This is a genomic window from Hyphomicrobiaceae bacterium (genome assembly GCA_041397645.1).
In the GTDB taxonomy this organism is placed as follows: Bacteria; Pseudomonadota; Alphaproteobacteria; order Rhizobiales; family Hyphomicrobiaceae; genus Hyphomicrobium_B.
This window is the reverse complement of sequence record JAWKWE010000010.1, coordinates 1-16,175: the sequence shown is the minus strand read 5'-3', so window position 1 is coordinate 16,175 and position 16,175 is coordinate 1. Positions and strand designations below refer to the sequence as shown.

15 protein-coding genes and 1 pseudogene are annotated in these 16,175 nt (G+C 61.0%); 4 read left to right on the top strand and 12 right to left on the bottom strand.

Features of this window, described 5'->3' with window-relative positions:
* Positions 1-776: 776 nt before the first annotated feature.
* The 6 genes and pseudogenes from R3D51_19415 to R3D51_19390 all read right to left on the bottom strand — a co-directional run bounded on the left by R3D51_19415 (position 777) and on the right by R3D51_19390 (position 5,761).
* Positions 777-1,118: an acyl-CoA dehydrogenase family protein gene (locus tag R3D51_19415; GenBank protein ID MEZ5901654.1), complete on the bottom strand. Its 342-nt coding sequence runs from the start codon at positions 1,116-1,118 to the stop codon at positions 777-779.
* A 307-nt stretch (positions 1,119-1,425) separates the two neighbouring features.
* A pseudogene (locus R3D51_19410) lies at positions 1,426-1,770 on the bottom strand (acyl-CoA dehydrogenase family protein).
* A gap of 128 nt (positions 1,771-1,898) precedes the next feature.
* On the bottom strand, positions 1,899-2,765 hold the full coding sequence (locus R3D51_19405; GenBank protein MEZ5901653.1) for an IclR family transcriptional regulator: 867 nt from the start codon (positions 2,763-2,765) through the stop codon (positions 1,899-1,901).
* 132 nt (positions 2,766-2,897) lie between these two features.
* Positions 2,898-4,106: a CoA transferase gene (locus R3D51_19400; GenBank protein MEZ5901652.1), complete on the bottom strand. Its 1,209-nt coding sequence runs from the start codon at positions 4,104-4,106 to the stop codon at positions 2,898-2,900.
* A 10-nt stretch (positions 4,107-4,116) separates the two neighbouring features.
* The gene (locus R3D51_19395; GenBank protein MEZ5901651.1) at positions 4,117-4,581 is read right to left on the bottom strand and encodes a MaoC/PaaZ C-terminal domain-containing protein; all 465 of its coding nucleotides are present in this window, start codon (positions 4,579-4,581) and stop codon (positions 4,117-4,119) included.
* Positions 4,582-4,615: 34 nt separating this feature from the next.
* Positions 4,616-5,761 carry an acyl-CoA dehydrogenase family protein gene (locus tag R3D51_19390; GenBank protein ID MEZ5901650.1) on the bottom strand — a complete coding sequence of 382 codons (1,146 nt, stop codon included), beginning with the start codon at positions 5,759-5,761 and terminating at the stop codon, positions 4,616-4,618.
* 311 nt (positions 5,762-6,072) lie between these two features.
* Between R3D51_19390 and R3D51_19385 the strand changes: the two genes are divergently transcribed.
* The 4 genes from R3D51_19385 to R3D51_19370 all read left to right on the top strand — a co-directional run bounded on the left by R3D51_19385 (position 6,073) and on the right by R3D51_19370 (position 9,431).
* Positions 6,073-6,954, top strand: coding sequence for an IclR family transcriptional regulator C-terminal domain-containing protein (locus tag R3D51_19385; protein MEZ5901649.1), 882 nt, complete (start codon positions 6,073-6,075; stop codon positions 6,952-6,954).
* A gap of 9 nt (positions 6,955-6,963) precedes the next feature.
* Positions 6,964-8,121 carry a CaiB/BaiF CoA-transferase family protein gene (locus R3D51_19380; protein MEZ5901648.1) on the top strand — a complete coding sequence of 386 codons (1,158 nt, stop codon included), beginning with the start codon at positions 6,964-6,966 and terminating at the stop codon, positions 8,119-8,121.
* Positions 8,122-8,217: 96 nt separating this feature from the next.
* Positions 8,218-8,376 carry a hypothetical protein gene (locus R3D51_19375; protein ID MEZ5901647.1) on the top strand — a complete coding sequence of 53 codons (159 nt, stop codon included), beginning with the start codon at positions 8,218-8,220 and terminating at the stop codon, positions 8,374-8,376.
* 71 nt (positions 8,377-8,447) lie between these two features.
* On the top strand, positions 8,448-9,431 hold the full coding sequence (locus tag R3D51_19370) for an NADPH:quinone oxidoreductase family protein (protein ID MEZ5901646.1): 984 nt from the start codon (positions 8,448-8,450) through the stop codon (positions 9,429-9,431).
* Between the two features lie 24 nt (positions 9,432-9,455).
* On the opposite strand, the gene R3D51_19365 is transcribed toward R3D51_19370, so the two are convergent.
* From R3D51_19365 to R3D51_19340, 6 genes are all read right to left on the bottom strand, one after another.
* A complete protein-coding gene (locus R3D51_19365) occupies positions 9,456-10,157 on the bottom strand; it encodes an ABC transporter ATP-binding protein (GenBank protein ID MEZ5901645.1) in 702 nt (233 codons plus the stop codon).
* A gap of 5 nt (positions 10,158-10,162) precedes the next feature.
* Entirely contained in the window at positions 10,163-11,854 is a 1,692-nt protein-coding gene (locus tag R3D51_19360) for a branched-chain amino acid ABC transporter ATP-binding protein/permease (protein MEZ5901644.1), read from the bottom strand.
* A 53-nt stretch (positions 11,855-11,907) separates the two neighbouring features.
* On the bottom strand, positions 11,908-12,786 hold the full coding sequence (locus tag R3D51_19355) for a branched-chain amino acid ABC transporter permease (GenBank protein ID MEZ5901643.1): 879 nt from the start codon (positions 12,784-12,786) through the stop codon (positions 11,908-11,910).
* Between the two features lie 8 nt (positions 12,787-12,794).
* Entirely contained in the window at positions 12,795-14,018 is a 1,224-nt protein-coding gene (locus R3D51_19350) for an ABC transporter substrate-binding protein (protein ID MEZ5901642.1), read from the bottom strand.
* A gap of 138 nt (positions 14,019-14,156) precedes the next feature.
* A complete protein-coding gene (locus tag R3D51_19345) occupies positions 14,157-14,405 on the bottom strand; it encodes a hypothetical protein (GenBank protein ID MEZ5901641.1) in 249 nt (82 codons plus the stop codon).
* Positions 14,406-15,296: 891 nt separating this feature from the next.
* Positions 15,297-16,070, bottom strand: coding sequence for an SDR family NAD(P)-dependent oxidoreductase (locus R3D51_19340; GenBank protein ID MEZ5901640.1), 774 nt, complete (start codon positions 16,068-16,070; stop codon positions 15,297-15,299).
* Positions 16,071-16,175 lie beyond the last annotated feature (105 nt).

The window sequence follows — 16,175 nt, the reverse complement described above, 5'->3', positions numbered from 1 at the left end:
TCATTCGTCAGGATATAAACGATGTTGGCCATTCGACTCTTCTCCCCAAGAGAGTTTGTCCGGGAACGCAAAATAGCCGGCAGGTTGCAGGATATCGAGTCTTCGCGCTGCTTTGGTGTCCTGCGAAACCAGCTATGCAGGCTTCTCACCACGCTACCGACCGAAGCCCGTGGCTGGGGCGGGAGGGATCGAACCTTGCAATAATCCATTGCTACACAATGATTTTTCCATTCCGGCCCGCCCGCTTGATTCCATCTTTGATTCCAAAGCAAAAGCCCTCGTCGCACCCCGGGGTTATCCGACCGAAAATAGGTATCCGTCGCACGATCGTAGTGCTTCGTTGTACCGCCTGTTTGCGGTGCCCCGTGAGATCGGACAAATGCGGCGCGATCGAGAACACTCAACGCGAGACTTAAGACCGACATTGCCGTTGACGCCGGCCGGAATGCGGATCGAGCCGCCTCCGTCGTCGACGGTCGACCAGGAACAGGCCATGTCCGCGGTCTCTCAGCCGAATCGAAACGGCCGCCGACGTCGTGTCCGCAATGGCGGCGTCGGACTCATCTGCGACCAGTAGAGAAGGAGTCTTCGTAATCGAGGACTTTGTGCTAACGCGCGCTGATCGTCGCAAACAACATTTGGAGGTCGAGATCGCGAATTGAAGAAGGCGGTAGCCATCGCAAAGACCATCATGGAGAGCCCGACCGGTTCTCGCAGATGAACTCGGGTTTCCTCATCGGCGCATCCAAGATCACCGTCGACGACAACAAGCGTCGTCACGCTGTAGTTTCCAGCATGGCAGAAAGACCTGCTTGGAAGCCCCACACCGTTAGGCTTGCCCTTCTCGCGATGCTTGTCTGATCAAGCAACGGCATCGCGGTCATCTCGGCTGCCCTCAGCTCGAATTCCAAGCGCGCGAACTGCTGCCTGGAATCCGGATCGGTCCATAGTGAGCCCGAGCGCGTGAGCTGCCGCTTGGCGAGTATGCTGGCTTCGCGAAGCCGTGCCTTCGACAAACCGACACGGGTGATGCCGACACGCTCGTTGCCGAGCAGGAACTTGGCATAATCCCATCCACGATTCTCCTCGCCGACGAGATTGGCGACGGGAACGCGCACATTGGTGAAGAATACTCCGTATGGTGATGGCCGTCGATGGTAAGGATCGGGCGTACTTCGACACAACGGGAGTCTTGAGATCGACGAGAATCAAGCTGATCCCCTCCTGTTTCTTCGCAGTCGCCGAAGTCCGGGCCAGAACGAATATCCAGTCCGCGTGATGCGCCGTTGACGTCCAGAGCTTCTGCCCGTTGATAACGTACTCGTCTCCTTCGCGCATCGCGCGCGTGGACAGGGAGGCAAGATCGGAACCGGCACCAGGCTCGGAAAAGCCCTGACAGAACCAGATATCAAGATTTGCGATCGCCGGGAGGAAGCGCCGCTTCTGCTCCTCGCTTCCAAATGTGTAAAGAAACCGGCCAACCATCGTCGTATTGAAGGACAGCGTCTCCGGCGCCGGCTACTGCGTGACCTCTTCCGTGAAGATGTAGCGCTGCACCGGGGTCCAGTTCGTGCCGCCCCACTCGACGGGCCAATGGGGGACGGCCCATCCTTTTGCGTTCAATATGCGTTGCCAGCGAATGATGTCGGATTTGTCCGGATGCGCGGAGCGCATCATCCTGTGACGAATATCCGTCGGCAGGGATGCCTTGAGAAGCTCTCGCACCTCCTCGCGAAAAGCCTTGTCGCTGTCGTCAAAGTCCAGGTTCATCCGCGAGACTCCGCCGCACCCGTTGCGATGACTGCAACGGCAGTGAGCAGGTCGGGTTTAGGCAACTCGCGCGAATATTGAAGGCGCGCGGCTCCAAAAACACATATGAGCTGTTTGGTAGGGAGCGCTCAGTCGTCTTGCCGGGCAGCGCCGGAGAAGCCGACCGCGCGGGAGGCGCGGGACGCAAAATCCCGGGCGAAATCCCCCCAGCTCTGCCCCTCGCGGCTGTAGCGGTCGGTCGGGCCGGCAACGAGCAGGGTGGCCAGGATGGCACCGTCGGGACCGAAGATTGGTGCGGCGACGCCGGTCGCCCCTTCCACCGCTTCCGACACACTGACGGAAAGGCCGGTCCGCTTGATCGAATTGAGCTTCTTTCGCAACTGCTCAATGTTGGTGACCGTCCGCGCGGTCAGAGGCTTGAGCCTGACCCGCTTCAAATATTGTTCGCGCCATTTCTCGTCCTGATACGCCAAGAGGAGCTGGCCCGCGGCGGAGGTATAGAGCGGCCGTGCCGTTCCGCTCGGTACCGAATAACGGACGAGCTGCGGGCTCTCCAGCACGTCCGAGTACATCACCGATTGTGCCGCCCGATCGATAACGGCCAGGATGATCGTCTCAGGACATTGCTGCTGCAACTCGGTCATCAGCCCACGTACGACCGGGCCGAACTTTCGCGCCGACAGGATGTTGGTCGCGAGCACAAAGCTCTCGTTTCCCAGGCTGTATCGGCCATTGGAATGGCTGAGATAGTTGCCGGCGACCATGGGACGCAGCAGCGTCAGCAGGCTGCTCTTTGGCGATTTCAATCGGCTCGAGAGTTCGGCAAGCGACAATCCGTCCGGAGAGCGGGCGATGACGTCAAAGAGGCCCAGCATCCGTTGCAGGGATCGCGGCCCGGCGGTCAACGTTGCGCCGGCCGGCTCGCTATTCTGCCTTCCCTTGCGTGCGCTACGGGAAGCCGCTTCGCCCGAGCCTCTGGGCTGCAACATGGTCATCTCGGCCGCACCTCGAATCGCGCGCAAGAACACCCCATCGTCTCGCACCCATCGAGTGCAATGACGGAATCTCACTCTTGACGCAAGCCGAATTTCGCTATGCGAAACCGGATTGCGCGGCCCGCGCCGCGGTCAGCCGCTTCTCGAAGATGCAGGCTGCATTTTCGCTGACGTCGCAAGCTCGCTGAGGACTTCCTCGGTGTGCTCGCCGAGGCGTGGCGGAAAACGATGGACCGAAGCTGCCGTCCCGTTGAAGTTGGCGAGCGCCGCCATCGCAACGATTCTGCCCTCCGTCGGATGCTCCATGCGCCGGAAGAAACGGCTCTCTCTGAGATATTCGTCGCGGAAGACCGCCTGAAAATCTTCGACCGGCCCGTTCGGAATATCTGCCGCGGTCAGACGCGCCAGCCAAGCATCCGTCGTGCGTCCTTCCATTGCCTTCACGACAATGCCGTAGAGCTCGTCGATGTTGTCCACCCGCGCCTCCATGCGTGCAAAGCGTGGGTCCTCGGCCAGCTCGGGCCGGTCGATTGCGGCGAACAACCGCCGCCACTGTTCATTGGTCACTGCCAACACCGCAATGTAGCCGTCGCTGGTCTTGTAGGGACGACGGTGCGGCGTCAGCATGCGGCTGTAACCGACACCGAGGTCGGGCTCATCGAGCACACCGCCCCAGAGATGCTCGATCATGTTGAAGCCGACCATCGCATCCATCATGGCGACATGCACCTCCTGACCGAGGCCGGTTCGCTCACGGGCATACAGAGCCATGCCGACAGACGAGGCGAGGATATAGCCGCAAAGCTTGTCGCAGACCACGGTCGGAAAATATCGCGGCTCACCGCCCATGCAGTTCATCGCCGCGATCCCGGACGTCGCCTGGATCACGTCGTCGAAGGCCGGCCAATCCCGCCGAGAGCTATCATTGCGGTAACCGCCGGCCGAGGCATAGACGAGCCGCTTGTTGAGCTGGGAAAGCTCGGAATAGCTGACGCCGAGCCGCTCGACGGCACTCGGCCGCATGGAATGGACGAACACATCCGCCGTTTCGACAAGGCTGAGCAATGTCGCACGAGAGGCTGGCTGCTTGAGGTCAAGGACAATCGAGCGTTTGTTGCGATTCATATTCAGGAAGAACGCGCCCATTCCCTCGCTTCGCGCCGGACCGATTCGCCTCATGTCGTCGCCACCGGGCGACTCGACCTTGATGACGTCGGCACCCATGTCACCCAGAATCTGGGTGGCGACGGGCCCAAGAACGTTGATGGTCAGGTCGATCACCCGAACGCCGGCAAGCGGCCCCGTTGGCTGATCGAGTCCCGAAGCGATCTCGGTATGCATGAGGTGCCACTCAACCGTTGCTGCGGGCTTTCATCATTCGCAGCGGGTTATATTCCAGGACGACCGAGCCGTCTTGTTTGCGAACGATGTTCTTGGTGCGCACCAATCCGCGGTTCGGCCTGTTCTTGCTCCGCCGTGCTTCGACCACCTCGCATTCCACGTGAATGGTGTCACCGGCGAAGACGGGACCTTTCACGTCGAATTCCATGTGCAGGAAGGCGTATCCGGTATGCTGCATGGTGGCGTGAACCAGAAGGCCCTCGGCAAAGCAGTAGACAAGGGCGGCCGGTGCGAGCCGGCCCTTGATGTCGGATTCATTCTTGAGAAATTCGAGGTTCGTGAACAACACCTCGGTCATGCCCGTGCAATTGATGAAGTTGACGATATCAGGCTCGGTCACGGTCCGGCCTATGGTCTTGAACTTTCGTCCGAGCGTAGCGTCTTCGAAATGTAGCCCGATCCCGAGTGTTTCCATGTTGGATTCCAATTTTTCTGGCGTGATGATCTTCTTAGTGCGACAATACCGACTTAGCGACGATATTGCGCTGGATCTGATTGGTGCCTTCGATGATCTGAAGCACCTTAGCGTCGCGGAAGTAGCGATTGATCGGATATTCGTTGGAAATGCCGGCCGCGCCGAAGAGCTGTACCGCGTCGGTGGCCACCTTCATGGCCGTGTCGGTTGCAAAGCATTTTGCGATTGCGGCGAGCGGGCCGAGCGCGGCACCGCGAACGCCGCGATCGACGGCGGTTGCCGCCTCGTAGGTAAGGTTGCGTGCGGCCGCAATCTGAATGGCCATATCGGCGATCATCCAGCGCACGCCCTGGAAGTCGGAGATCGCCTGACCAAAGGCGCGGCGGCCGGTAATGAACTCGACGGCATGGTCCATGGCGCCCTGCGCCAGACCGACCCCTCGCGCTGCCATGATGGGACGCGAATCGTTCAAGGCCGCCATCGTCACCTTGAATCCGGTCTCCTCGTCGCCGAGTCGGTTCTCCTCTGGCACGTAGGCGTCATCGAAGAACAGCGCATGCGCCCCTACGCCGCGCGCGCCCATCTTGTCTTCCTTGGCGCCGACCGTGAATCCTGGCGTACCCTTTTCCACGATGAACATGTTGATCTTGCCGCGCGATCCGTCTTCGCCGGTTCGGACCGCGACCAGGACGAAATCGGCATTGCCGGAATTGGTGCACCAGATCTTCGATCCAGTCAGCCGATAGCCCTTGCCATCGCGCTTCGCTCGCGTTTTGATTCCGGCGACATCCGAGCCACTTTGCGGCTCCGTCAGCGAGAACGCTCCCCGCAGCGTTCCATCGGAAAGACCGGGAAGGTACTTGTCTTTCTGCGCTTTCGAGCCACCGGCGAGGATCGCGCCGATCGGCACCCACTGCAGAACCAGGAGATAGGCCGTGTTGTAACAGACCCGACCGAGCTCCTCGACCGCGATGCAGGCCGATAGGAGGCTATTGCTGCCGCCATATTCCGTCGGAAACGGCAGGGTGAAGAGTCCGAGCTCCCTCAGCATGTCGAACATGTCCTGCGGATACTCGGCCTTACGGTCGATCTCCTGGGCGCGTCGAGCGACACGCTCGGTCGCAACGCGTCGGACCAGTTGCTGGACCTGGAGTTGATCTTCGCTAAGCCATTGACTCACGTTTGACGTGCTCCGTTTCTATCGACCGCTATAGGCAAGATGAGTAGCGATCGTCGTTTGCATTGGTGAACGTTGCAAATCCCTTCGTCAACGCCGGCAAGTCCGCGGCATCGCGTTCAACACATCCGTGTCGTCTCGGGCTCCCCCGAACGAAGCCTTTTGCAATCATTTGGCCTGTTCAAGAACTGAGCCGAGCACGCAAGTCATTGTCGGCACGGCTGATTTTGTGAACTTGACAACCGGATATGCCCTCGTTCAGAATACCGAACGTCGTTCACAAATGACAAGAAACAACCTGATGGGAGATGGCCATGAAAGCTCAAGGCTGCAGCGCATCTTCTCGCGATGCCCACGTCGTGAAATCAGCCGCCCGGACTCTTGAGATTCTCGAATATTTCGATGAGGTGCAGCATCCGCTCAATGTCGTCGGCGTTACGGCTGCACTCGGCTATCCGCAATCAAGCGCCGCCGCCCTGCTGCGCAGCCTCACCGCCATGGGCTATCTGCACTACAACAGAAAAAAGCGCACCTATATGCCGACCGACCGGGTGCCATTTCTCGGGAGCTGGATCAATCCGCCGCTATTCGAGGAAGGCGCCTTGCCGAGACTCATGCGCGCGGTCGGAAAGCGTTCGGGCCAGTTGGTGGTGCTTGCCGCGCGCAACGGCGACATGGCCCAATATATCCACGTCCTGAACGAACCCCTGGCGGTTGCCCATCACATCCGGATTGGACAGAAGCGCCCCTTGGCGACATCTGGCGTTGGTCAGGTGCACCTGAGCTCGATGGATGAAAAGGAGGTCCGGCGCCTCTATCACCGCATGAATGCTTACGCGCTGTCGCCTGCGGACAAAGTGGACATACCTGAATTGCTCACCCAGCTCTCCGCGGTGAAAGCGCGGGGCTATACGTTCTCCCGCAATCGCGTCGTCGACGGATATGGTATGATCGCGCTCGCGCTTCCCAAATCGTGCACGAGCCGCGCTCTGGCGCTTGGCGTTGGCGGGCTTTGCGAGACGCTGGAGCAGCGTGAAGCCGAGATCGTCGAAACGATCCGGGAGGAGATGAAATCTCACCTCAAGCTGGTGAGCGTGGGCCCCACGGAAGCCGGTAAATCGACAAGGGCAGTTCGGGTCCCCTCGATCGCCTCACTCGGCCTTGCGTCGGAAACGCCAGCACAGCGCGTCGCCTGAGAGGATTGCATGGGACCACTGTCCGGAGTGAGAATCGTTGAAATGGCCGGTATTGGTCCCGGCCCGATGGCGGCCATGATGCTGTCGGATATGGGCGCGCTCGTGCTGCGCATCGAGCGGCAGGCCGACTCGGGCCTTGGTATCCGCCGGCCGGAGAAATACGACTTGCTGCTGCGCGGACGAAAAGCGCTTGCGCTGGACCTCAAGAACAAGGCTTCGATCGAGGTCGTGCTCAATCTGATCGAGAAATCCGACGGATTGATCGAAGGTTTCCGCCCCGGTGTGATGGAGCGCCTGGGACTCGGTCCTGATGTCTGCCTGAAGCGCAACCCGAAGCTGGTATTCGGTCGCATGACCGGTTGGGGTCAAGAAGGACCGCTGTCGCAGGCCGCGGGCCACGATCTGAATTACATTGCGCTCACCGGCGCATTGAACGCTATCGGGCGGAAGGGACAGTTGCCGACGCCGCCACTCAATCTGCTCGGCGACTTTGCGGGCGGCGCGGCCTATTTGGCATTCGGCATTGTCTGCGCTCTCCTGGAGGCGCAACGTTCCGGCAAGGGACAAGTTGTCGACGCTGCCATCGTCGACGGAACGGCCCATTTGATGACGAGCATCTTCGGTACATATGGCGCAGGACTGATCGGCCCGGAGCGAGGGACCAATTTCACGGACTCCGGCGCGTTCTTCTATGATGTCTACGCCTGCGCTGACGGGCAGTTGATCTCGATCGCGCCGATCGAAGGCAAGTTTTACAAGGAGCTTCTCGAAAAGCTCGGGATCGACTCGGCCGAGATGCCGCCGCAGTTTGTGCGGTCGCAGTGGGAGGCCGGCAGATCGGTGCTCGCCAAAGCGTTCAAGTCCAAATCACGCGACGAATGGCGTGCCGTTCTAGAGGGGACGGACGTCTGCTTTGCGCCGGTTCTGACTATGGAAGAAGCGCCCCGGCATCCGCACGTGAAGGCCCGAAACGTCTTCATCGATATCGATGGCGTCGTCCAGCCAGCGCCGGCACCACGGTTCAGCCGCAGCGTCCCGGCGCGACCCTCGCCTCCGAGGAAAGCCGAGAACATTCCTCTTGCCGAAGCGCTCGATGGCTGGATGACCGAGGGGGGGGATCGATGGGCTTCGCGCTGCAGGACTGACAATTCAACCTTGAGCAGTTAATCGCTTCAGCGACCGCGGAAAGACGGCTTCCTTTTTTCCCGGAAGGCTTGCGCCGCGCCCGGGGCGATCGACTACAACAGCCTTTTAGCTAGTACTTTGCTGCACGGCTCGGCCGAGACCGTCATCGCCCACCTGCGCGAGTTGCAGGCTCGCACCGGCATGACGTCGCTGTTGCTGCATTATCCGCCTTATTACGGACGCGAGAAGGCGATGAGCTTCCGGGAAAAACGTCCGCCGAAGTTTCAGGACCTCTGACCCGGCGCGATTCCATCAGATCATCTGGAGTTTTAGGTTGGCTTCAAGCACCAACAATCAGATACGAGCCCTTGTCCAGCATCGCCTCGACAGCTGGCGCGACGCCAAAGTCGAAGCAATCAGCCCCTAAAGCCTGGGCCGGACGAGTCCTCATCGCGACACAGGCCGCCTCGCTCAATTTCGCCGACTTGCTCATGATGGAAGGCAAATACCAGCACAAGGCGTCCCTTCCGTTCGTCCCCGGCCGCGATGCGGCTGGGACCGTACTGGCAGTCGGGGACACGGTGAGAGGCTTTGCTCCGGGAGACCGGGTCGTGGCGACGCCAAACCATGGAGCCTTCGCAGAGCAGACCGTCGCCTCCGCCGGCGTGTGCCACAAGATCCCCGACGGCGTATCGTTCGAGGATGCGGCGGCTTGTGGCACGGGGATTCCCACGATTGTCGCAGCGATCAGTCTGCGCGCGCGGCTTGAGCCAGGCGAATGGGTGATGATTTCAGGCGCGGCCGGTGGGATGGGTTCGCTGGCAGTGCAATATGCCAAGGCCCTCGGCGGACGCGTTGCGGCCCTTGTCTCCTCCGCCGAGAAGGCGAAGCTCGTCTCGGAGCTCGGTGCCGATCTCGTCCTACGCAGCGATGAAATCACTGACCTCAAGGCCGGGCTTCGTGCCGCCCTCGAGGTCAAGGGCGTCGACGGCGTGGACGCTGCCATCGATATGGTCGGCGGCGACACCTTCGAAGCCATGATCCGTTGTATCAGGCCGGAGGGGCGGCTCGTTGTGGTCGGTTTTGCCTCCGGGCGAATCCCGAACGTCGCGGCGAATTATCTGCTGCTCAAGGACATCGCCGTGATCGGCTCTTCGATGACACGGCTGCTGAGCGGCCGCCATCAAGAGTGCTTGAGCTTGTGTGATGAGGCCTACACCATGCTCGCGGACGGCCGCCTGCACGCCACGATCGAAGGCCGTTATCCCCTGGATCGATTCGTCGAGGCGGCGAGCCGCATCGCCGACCGCCAGGTGGTTGGGAAGATCATCTTGCAACCGACCGCGAAGTAGATTTTTGCAGCGCGCCGGCGCTGCTCAACATCCAAGATAGTGCTCGCGGACGTGGGTGCTCTCGCGCAGCTCGCTCGCTGACCCCGTTAGCGCGACGCGGCCGCCTTCAAGCACATACGCGCGAGCGACGACTTGCAGCGCGAGCGTAACGTCTTGCTCGACCAGCAAAACCGTCAAGCCACTGTCGATGAGGCGGCGGACGGCTTGGTAAAGCTCCCTCACGACGATCGGCGCCAGACCCAGCGATGGTTCATCCAGAACCAGCAGCTTTGGCTTTCCCATGAGGGCCCTTCCAATCGCCAGCATCTGTTGCTGCCCGCCTGACATGGTGCCAGCCTGCTGCCGGCGCCGCTCGGCCAGGATCGGGAACAGCGCGAGCACCTCATCGAGCACGCGCATGCGGTCGCTCTGTTGCGGCATGGCCGTGCCGCCTACCAGCAGATTCTCGTGCACCGTCAGGTCCGGGAAGATGTGGCGGGCTTCCGGCACCTGGATCAAGCCGCGCCGCGCGATCACATGCGGGGCAACGCCGCCGATGGATCGCTCTAGGAAGACGGCCTCGCCCGAGAAAGGGAGCAAGCCCGACAGGCAGCGCAGCAAGGTAGACTTGCCGGCGCCATTGGCACCGAGCACAGCGACCGCTTCGCCCTCAGCAACATCGAGATCGACGCCGTGCAGGACGCGCAGCGCGCCATAACCCGCCGTCAAGTTCGATACGCGAAGCACACTACTCATGCGGCGTCCCCAAGGTAAGCCTCGATAACGCGGGGATCGCGGCTGATCTCTTGCGGCGTTCCAAGGCTGATCGCCTCACCGGCATCGAGCACGATGATGCGGTCGCAAAGCGACATCACCGCGCGCACCATGTGCTCGATCACGAGTACGGTGATGCCGCTGTCGCGAATGCTGCGGATATTGTCGATGGCCTCATCAGCCTCACGCGGTGTAAGCCCGCCCAGACTCTCGTCGAGGAGAATGAGACGGGGCCGCGTCGCCAGGGCGCGCGCAATTTCCAGCCGGCGCTGTTCGGCCAATGTCAGATCGGCTGACTTGACGTTGGACCGCGCCGAAAGCTTCATCCGGGCGATGATATCGTCAGCTAACGCCACGGCCTCCTCCTCGCCGTTTCGGACCAGAGCGGCAGCAACCACAACTTCGCGAACACTCAGGCTCGGGAACGCCTGCGTGATTTGAAACGTGCGGGCGAGGCCAAAGCGGCATACGTCGAATGGGGCCAGAGCCTGGATTTCTCGCCCGTCGAACCAAATGCTTCCGGAGGTCGGCTTGGCGAATCCGCCGAGCATTGAAAAAAGCGTGGTCTTGCCCGCCCCGTTTGGCCCGATTACGCCAAAGATCTCACCGCGCTTCACATCAAAGGAAACATCGTTGACGGCGACCAGCCCACCGAACTCTTTCCTGAGACCCTTGACTTCGAGAACGCCGGGCGCAGGCAGCCCGGACCTCGCAGACAATCCGCTCGCCGCGCCCGCGATTCTCAGCCGGCCTCGGGAAATGCCCAGCCGCGACAGGCCCGCCACCACCCCGCCCGGCCAGAGCAATATCACCGCGATCAGCGCGAGGCCGTACAGCATGTGATGAAACGCGCCGCCGCCGTGATCCTGCAAATAGACGCGCATGATCTCGCCGGCCGGGAACAGCAGCAGCGGACCGATCAGAGGGCCAATCAACGTGCCGGCGCCGCCAACCACGGTGAACAGGAGAATGAAGATTGTTGTCTCGATCCCGAACATGGATGGCGGATCGATGAAGCCGATGAACTGCGCCTGAAAGCTGCCGGCGAGCGCCGTCGCGAACGCGCTGATCGCAAGCGCCTGCTGCTTGATCCGAAAGGGATTGACGCCCATCGCGGCGGCGGCTGCCTCGTTGTCGTGCACGGCGCGCCAGAAGAACCCCAGCCGGCCGGCGTAGAGAAACGACACGACGGCCAGGAGCGCGCAAAGCATGGCAGCGATCACGACCAGGAAGGCGCCTGGCTCTGCGAAACGCATATCCCACACCGTCGAGCCGACCGCCTTGGCATAAAGCCCGTTGGTCCCGCCGAGCGCTTTGATGCCCCCGACGCCGAATTCGAGCACATAGGAAAACGCCAGCGTCAGCAGCGCGAATACCAGCGGGCTAAGATTCCAGCGAAACGGCAGATATCCGACAGCGATCGCCGCAGCAGCAGCGAATGTCGCGCCCACGAGCATGCCGATCCACGGGGTGACACCATAGACCGTGGCAAGATAAGTCGAGACGTAGCCGCCGATTCCGAAAAATGCGGCATGCCCGAACGAGACCTGGCCGACGAGGCCGCCGATGATGTTCCAGGCAACACATAGATACATCCAGGTCAGCAGGGCGACCGCAATCGAGATCGCATAGGGACCCGAGAATTGCAGCACCGCGGCCGTTGCCACCACGATGATCAAAATGCTGATTGCGATCTGCCGATCGATGCGTGACAGAAGCCTGCTCATGCGTTGCTTCCGCGACCGAACAGGCCTCGCGGCCGGAGCAGTAGCGCGGCGCCAAACACCAGATAAGTCAGCGAAGGCGCCGCCGGGTTATTGAGCAGCGCCGCAGCCAGCGATTCAATCAATCCTATGATAAGACCGCCCGCGAACGCACCACGCAGGTCGCCGAGCCCGCCGAGCACGACGACAAGCAATGAAAGCAGGCTCAGGCGAATGCCGGCGGATGGCGTGACATAGGTGAATGTCATGAGGCATCCGGCCGGGATGGCGAGGATAGCGATGCAACCCGCGAACACGAAGAGCTGTGTGCGTTTGACATCGATGCCGCACAGCCAAGCCATGCCGGGATCCTGCGCGGTTGCGCGGATGCGATGTCCGGCTTCCGTCATGGTCAGGAACGCCGAGAGAAGTCCGCACACCAAAAGCGAGACGACGAATCCGACGAGCTGCGGCACGCCGATCACGATGCCGCCGATACGATAGGCCATATCGGCGAATGACGAGTTGGTGTTGACCAGATCTGCACCAAACACCATCAACACAGCGCTCTGAATGACAAAGGACACGCCGATCGTGAGCTGCGCCTGCATCAGCGGGCTGGAACCAAGCACCGGCCTGATGACGGTGAGAAACAGCAGCGCTCCGAACAGGCCCATCACCGGAACGAGAACCAGGGCCGCCAGATAGGGAGAAAGCCCAAATTGATGGTTGAGAACCACAACGCCGTACATGGCGATCATCAAGAGATCACCATGGGCGAAGTTCAGGACGCGCATCACGCCGAAAACTAGCGCGAGAGAGACGGCGATCAGCGCATAGATGCCGCCCATCAGCACCCCGGACACGACGGCTTGCAGCAATAGCTCGGAGCTCGGCACGCCAATCATCACTTCAGAGGTGCAGGCGAAGCGGCCGCAATCGGGGCTGGGAAGACCGTCGCCTTGTGATTTGCACCGTCCTTCCATTGCGCGACGAGGGCGCGAGCCCCGACGTTGCGGCCGTCAGCATCGAACTTGATGGCGCCAGGAATGGCGGTCTGATCTGAGCTTAAGTCCAGTTCGCGAAGGACGCTTTGCATATCGCCGCGCGTCGGACTTGGTGATTTGGCGTAAGCTCTCTCAAGGATCGTCGCGAGTGTCACAGCTCCAGTGTAACACATGCCGGTATAGCTAGAAGGCAGCAGGTTATACTTCTTGCGATATTGCTCCGTCAGGTACGCAACGCGCTTCAGGTCCGGACTGAAATAGTCGATATTGGAAAGCTTCAGGCGATCGATGAACTTTGCATCGACAAGCTCCGGCAACCTCGGATCGCCCGGCCCCCCTCCAATGCCGACCACGTAGGGTGTGAACTCGAGCTGCTGCATCGCCTTGATGCCGGCCACCACGTCCTCGGTATATCCGGCCCAGACGAGGAGATTTGGATTCGTCTCCTGCACTTTCTTCATGACGGGCAGAAGATTTCGCTCGGCACGATTATAGGATACGTCGGCAACTGGCTTCGCCCCTTCCTTTTCGAGCTGCTTGCGCACGAGGTCAGCGGTGTCAGTGCCGCGCGGACTGTCTTCATAAAGCAGCGCTATCCTCTGCGCCTTGAGGCCGCCGTTCTTCTCGGTGATCGACTTGAGGAATGCGACGGCCGTATCTGCTTCGTCGTTGCTGGTGATCTGCTGGGTGAAATACCAGCGATAGTGCCGGTTGATGATCTCGGAGGAGACGGCACTGACATTGAACAGAGGGGTCTGCGATGCTTCGGCGAATTGGGCGGCGGTCGAGGTCGATGCGCTGATGTCACAACCCATGACCAGCGGCGCATTTTGCAGCCGGACCAGCCGCTCCATCTCGCGCCGCGCAACGTCGGGCTTTCCCTGTGAATCGGTCACCTCCACAGTGAGCTTGCGGCCCGCGATTCCTCCAGCTTCGTTGATCTGTTGGACCGCAATTTCGAGCCCCTTCTTGCCGTCCTGTCCGAGAATCGCGAGCGGTCCGGTCAGTGGCGTCAGCACCGGGATGGAGATCGCCTCGGGTGCTGGCTGGCTCTGCGCCCAGGCTTCGCCAACCGCACACGCAGACCAGACGGCGACGAACGTCAGGACAAGTTGCACCCTCATGGTTTCTCCCGAAATTGCTCCGCTTTGGCGGATGGCCGCGAGGTCCCTTCTCGGCCAACTCCGGCGTCAATCCAAGCCGAGGCTGGTGAGATCAGGGCAATGAACACATACGTGTTTTCGCTCGCGTACCGCCTCGGACTAAGGTCGCACTGGAAAGCTGATCGGGCCGGGCCGGCGCAGCGGTGACGCGATGTTCGCGAACTCGCAGAGCAGCCGGCGGGTGTCGCGCGGATCGATGATGTCTTCGACGCTAAAAGCCTCCGCCGTGCGGAACGGTGATCGAAGCGCTTCCAGGCGCCCCGCAATTTCCTGATAATTGGCCGCGGGATCGCTGGCGGCATCGCGTTCAGTCCGATAGGCGGCCTCGATGCCACCCTCCAGGGGCAATGATCCCCATCGTCCTGACGGCAATGCATAACGGATCGCGGAATGAGTCTGAGGCTGATGGCCCCCCACCCACGTCAAAGACGTCGATCACCGAGCACCACGGAACGGTGCTTTAGTGAATCGCCGCGATCGCCCGCACGGCCTGTCGCATCACGCCGGATTTCTCGGCTTCGAGGCCAACCTGAAAGCCCGAGCTATCGACGAGATCAGCGACGGGTTGAGAACAATCAATGACTTACTGGTCGAATCACTTGGCTTATCCCACCGAAAGCGGGCATTCGTCGCACGACGTAGTGCTTAGTTGCACTGCGCTCAGCGAAAAGGCGGTGCAGGCCAGATCGGCAAGCTCTTAGTCCCGCTTCAGCCCTCCGGACAGGTCGGCAGGCCCCAAATAGGTGACATTTATCCGGCCGACGTCCACCTGTGCGCGCAACAGCCCGGCTCTTCCGGGCGCAAGTGCGGGCCTGGACGGTCCCAAGCGGCGAGCCATCGAGAGGACACGCGGTTGACCAGCCCTGTGATGAATCTGAACGGAGGTGCCCGGCGACGGCGCTCCAAGCCATGCCACGTTCGCCCAGTAGGCGGCCGTTCTGGACCGGTCCAGTGCCGAGCGAGTACCGATACGAGGCGAGGATCTCATTCGGCCAGAATCTCGCGGCCGCGAGCCGCAACGCCGTTCTTGCTTCTCGTCGACCAGAAAATTCCTAGGCTGGCTGCATAACGAGAGTTCGTCGGTAGCATCTTGGTGGAGCACCACTCGGAACAAAACTGCGAACTCTTACGTTCGTTATTAAAATTGCGACTTTAAATTCTGCACATCTTGTCCAAAGTATTCAACGGCGGTCATTGAACCCTATTGAAATTTCCGGGGAGGGCCATAAACGGCCTGATCTAGCGCGGCTGCATTCGCGCGCCTGCGTCAATGCTGATAGTTGTTGCGTTAAGATAGGCATTCTCGGCGATGTGCTTGACCAAATTGGCGAACTCATTGGGCTGCCCCATCCTGTTCGGAAAAAGGATCATACGATCGACGATCGACTGCGAAACCTTCGGAGGCATGCCGGCGACCATCCCGGTGTCGAACAACCCCGGTGCAATGGAGACGACGCGAATGCCATGTTCAGCGAGGTCACGCGCGACAGGCAAGGTGAGGCCGACCACGCCGGCCTTGCTGGCGCTGTAGGCCGCCTGGCCCACCTGCCCTTGCGAGGCTGCGCCGGATGCGGTGTTGATGATGACGCCACGTTCGCCGCTCGGGCCCTCCGGTTGGTTGCAGGTCATAGCGAGCGCCGCAAAGCGGATGATGTTGAAGGTGCCGGTGAGATTGATGCCGATGACCTTGTTCCAGGTCGCCAGCGGAAACGGCTGCCCCTTCGATACGGTCTTGGCCGCATCGGCGACGCCCGCACAATTGACGGCGATATGAACCGCCTGGAATGCTTCGAGCACAGCCTCGATCGCGGAGCTAACGCTGGTCTCGTCGGCAACGTCGACAACACGCCCGAATGCCGCGCTCCCCAGTTCCCGGCAAAGATCGGCGAGCCGCGACTCGTCACGATCGAAGGCGGCGACACGCACGCCCGCCTTCGCCAGTGTGACGCACGATGCCCGCCCGAGCCCCGACGCCGCGCCGGTCACGATTGCAACTTTTCCATTCAACTGCATGAGAGCCCCTCTTGCTCGATCTTCTGTATCAGCGGCCAAGGATGGTGATGCAGGCTACCGCCTCTTCGATGCCCTGAAGGCCGCCGCCGTTTTCGGCGAGCGCGA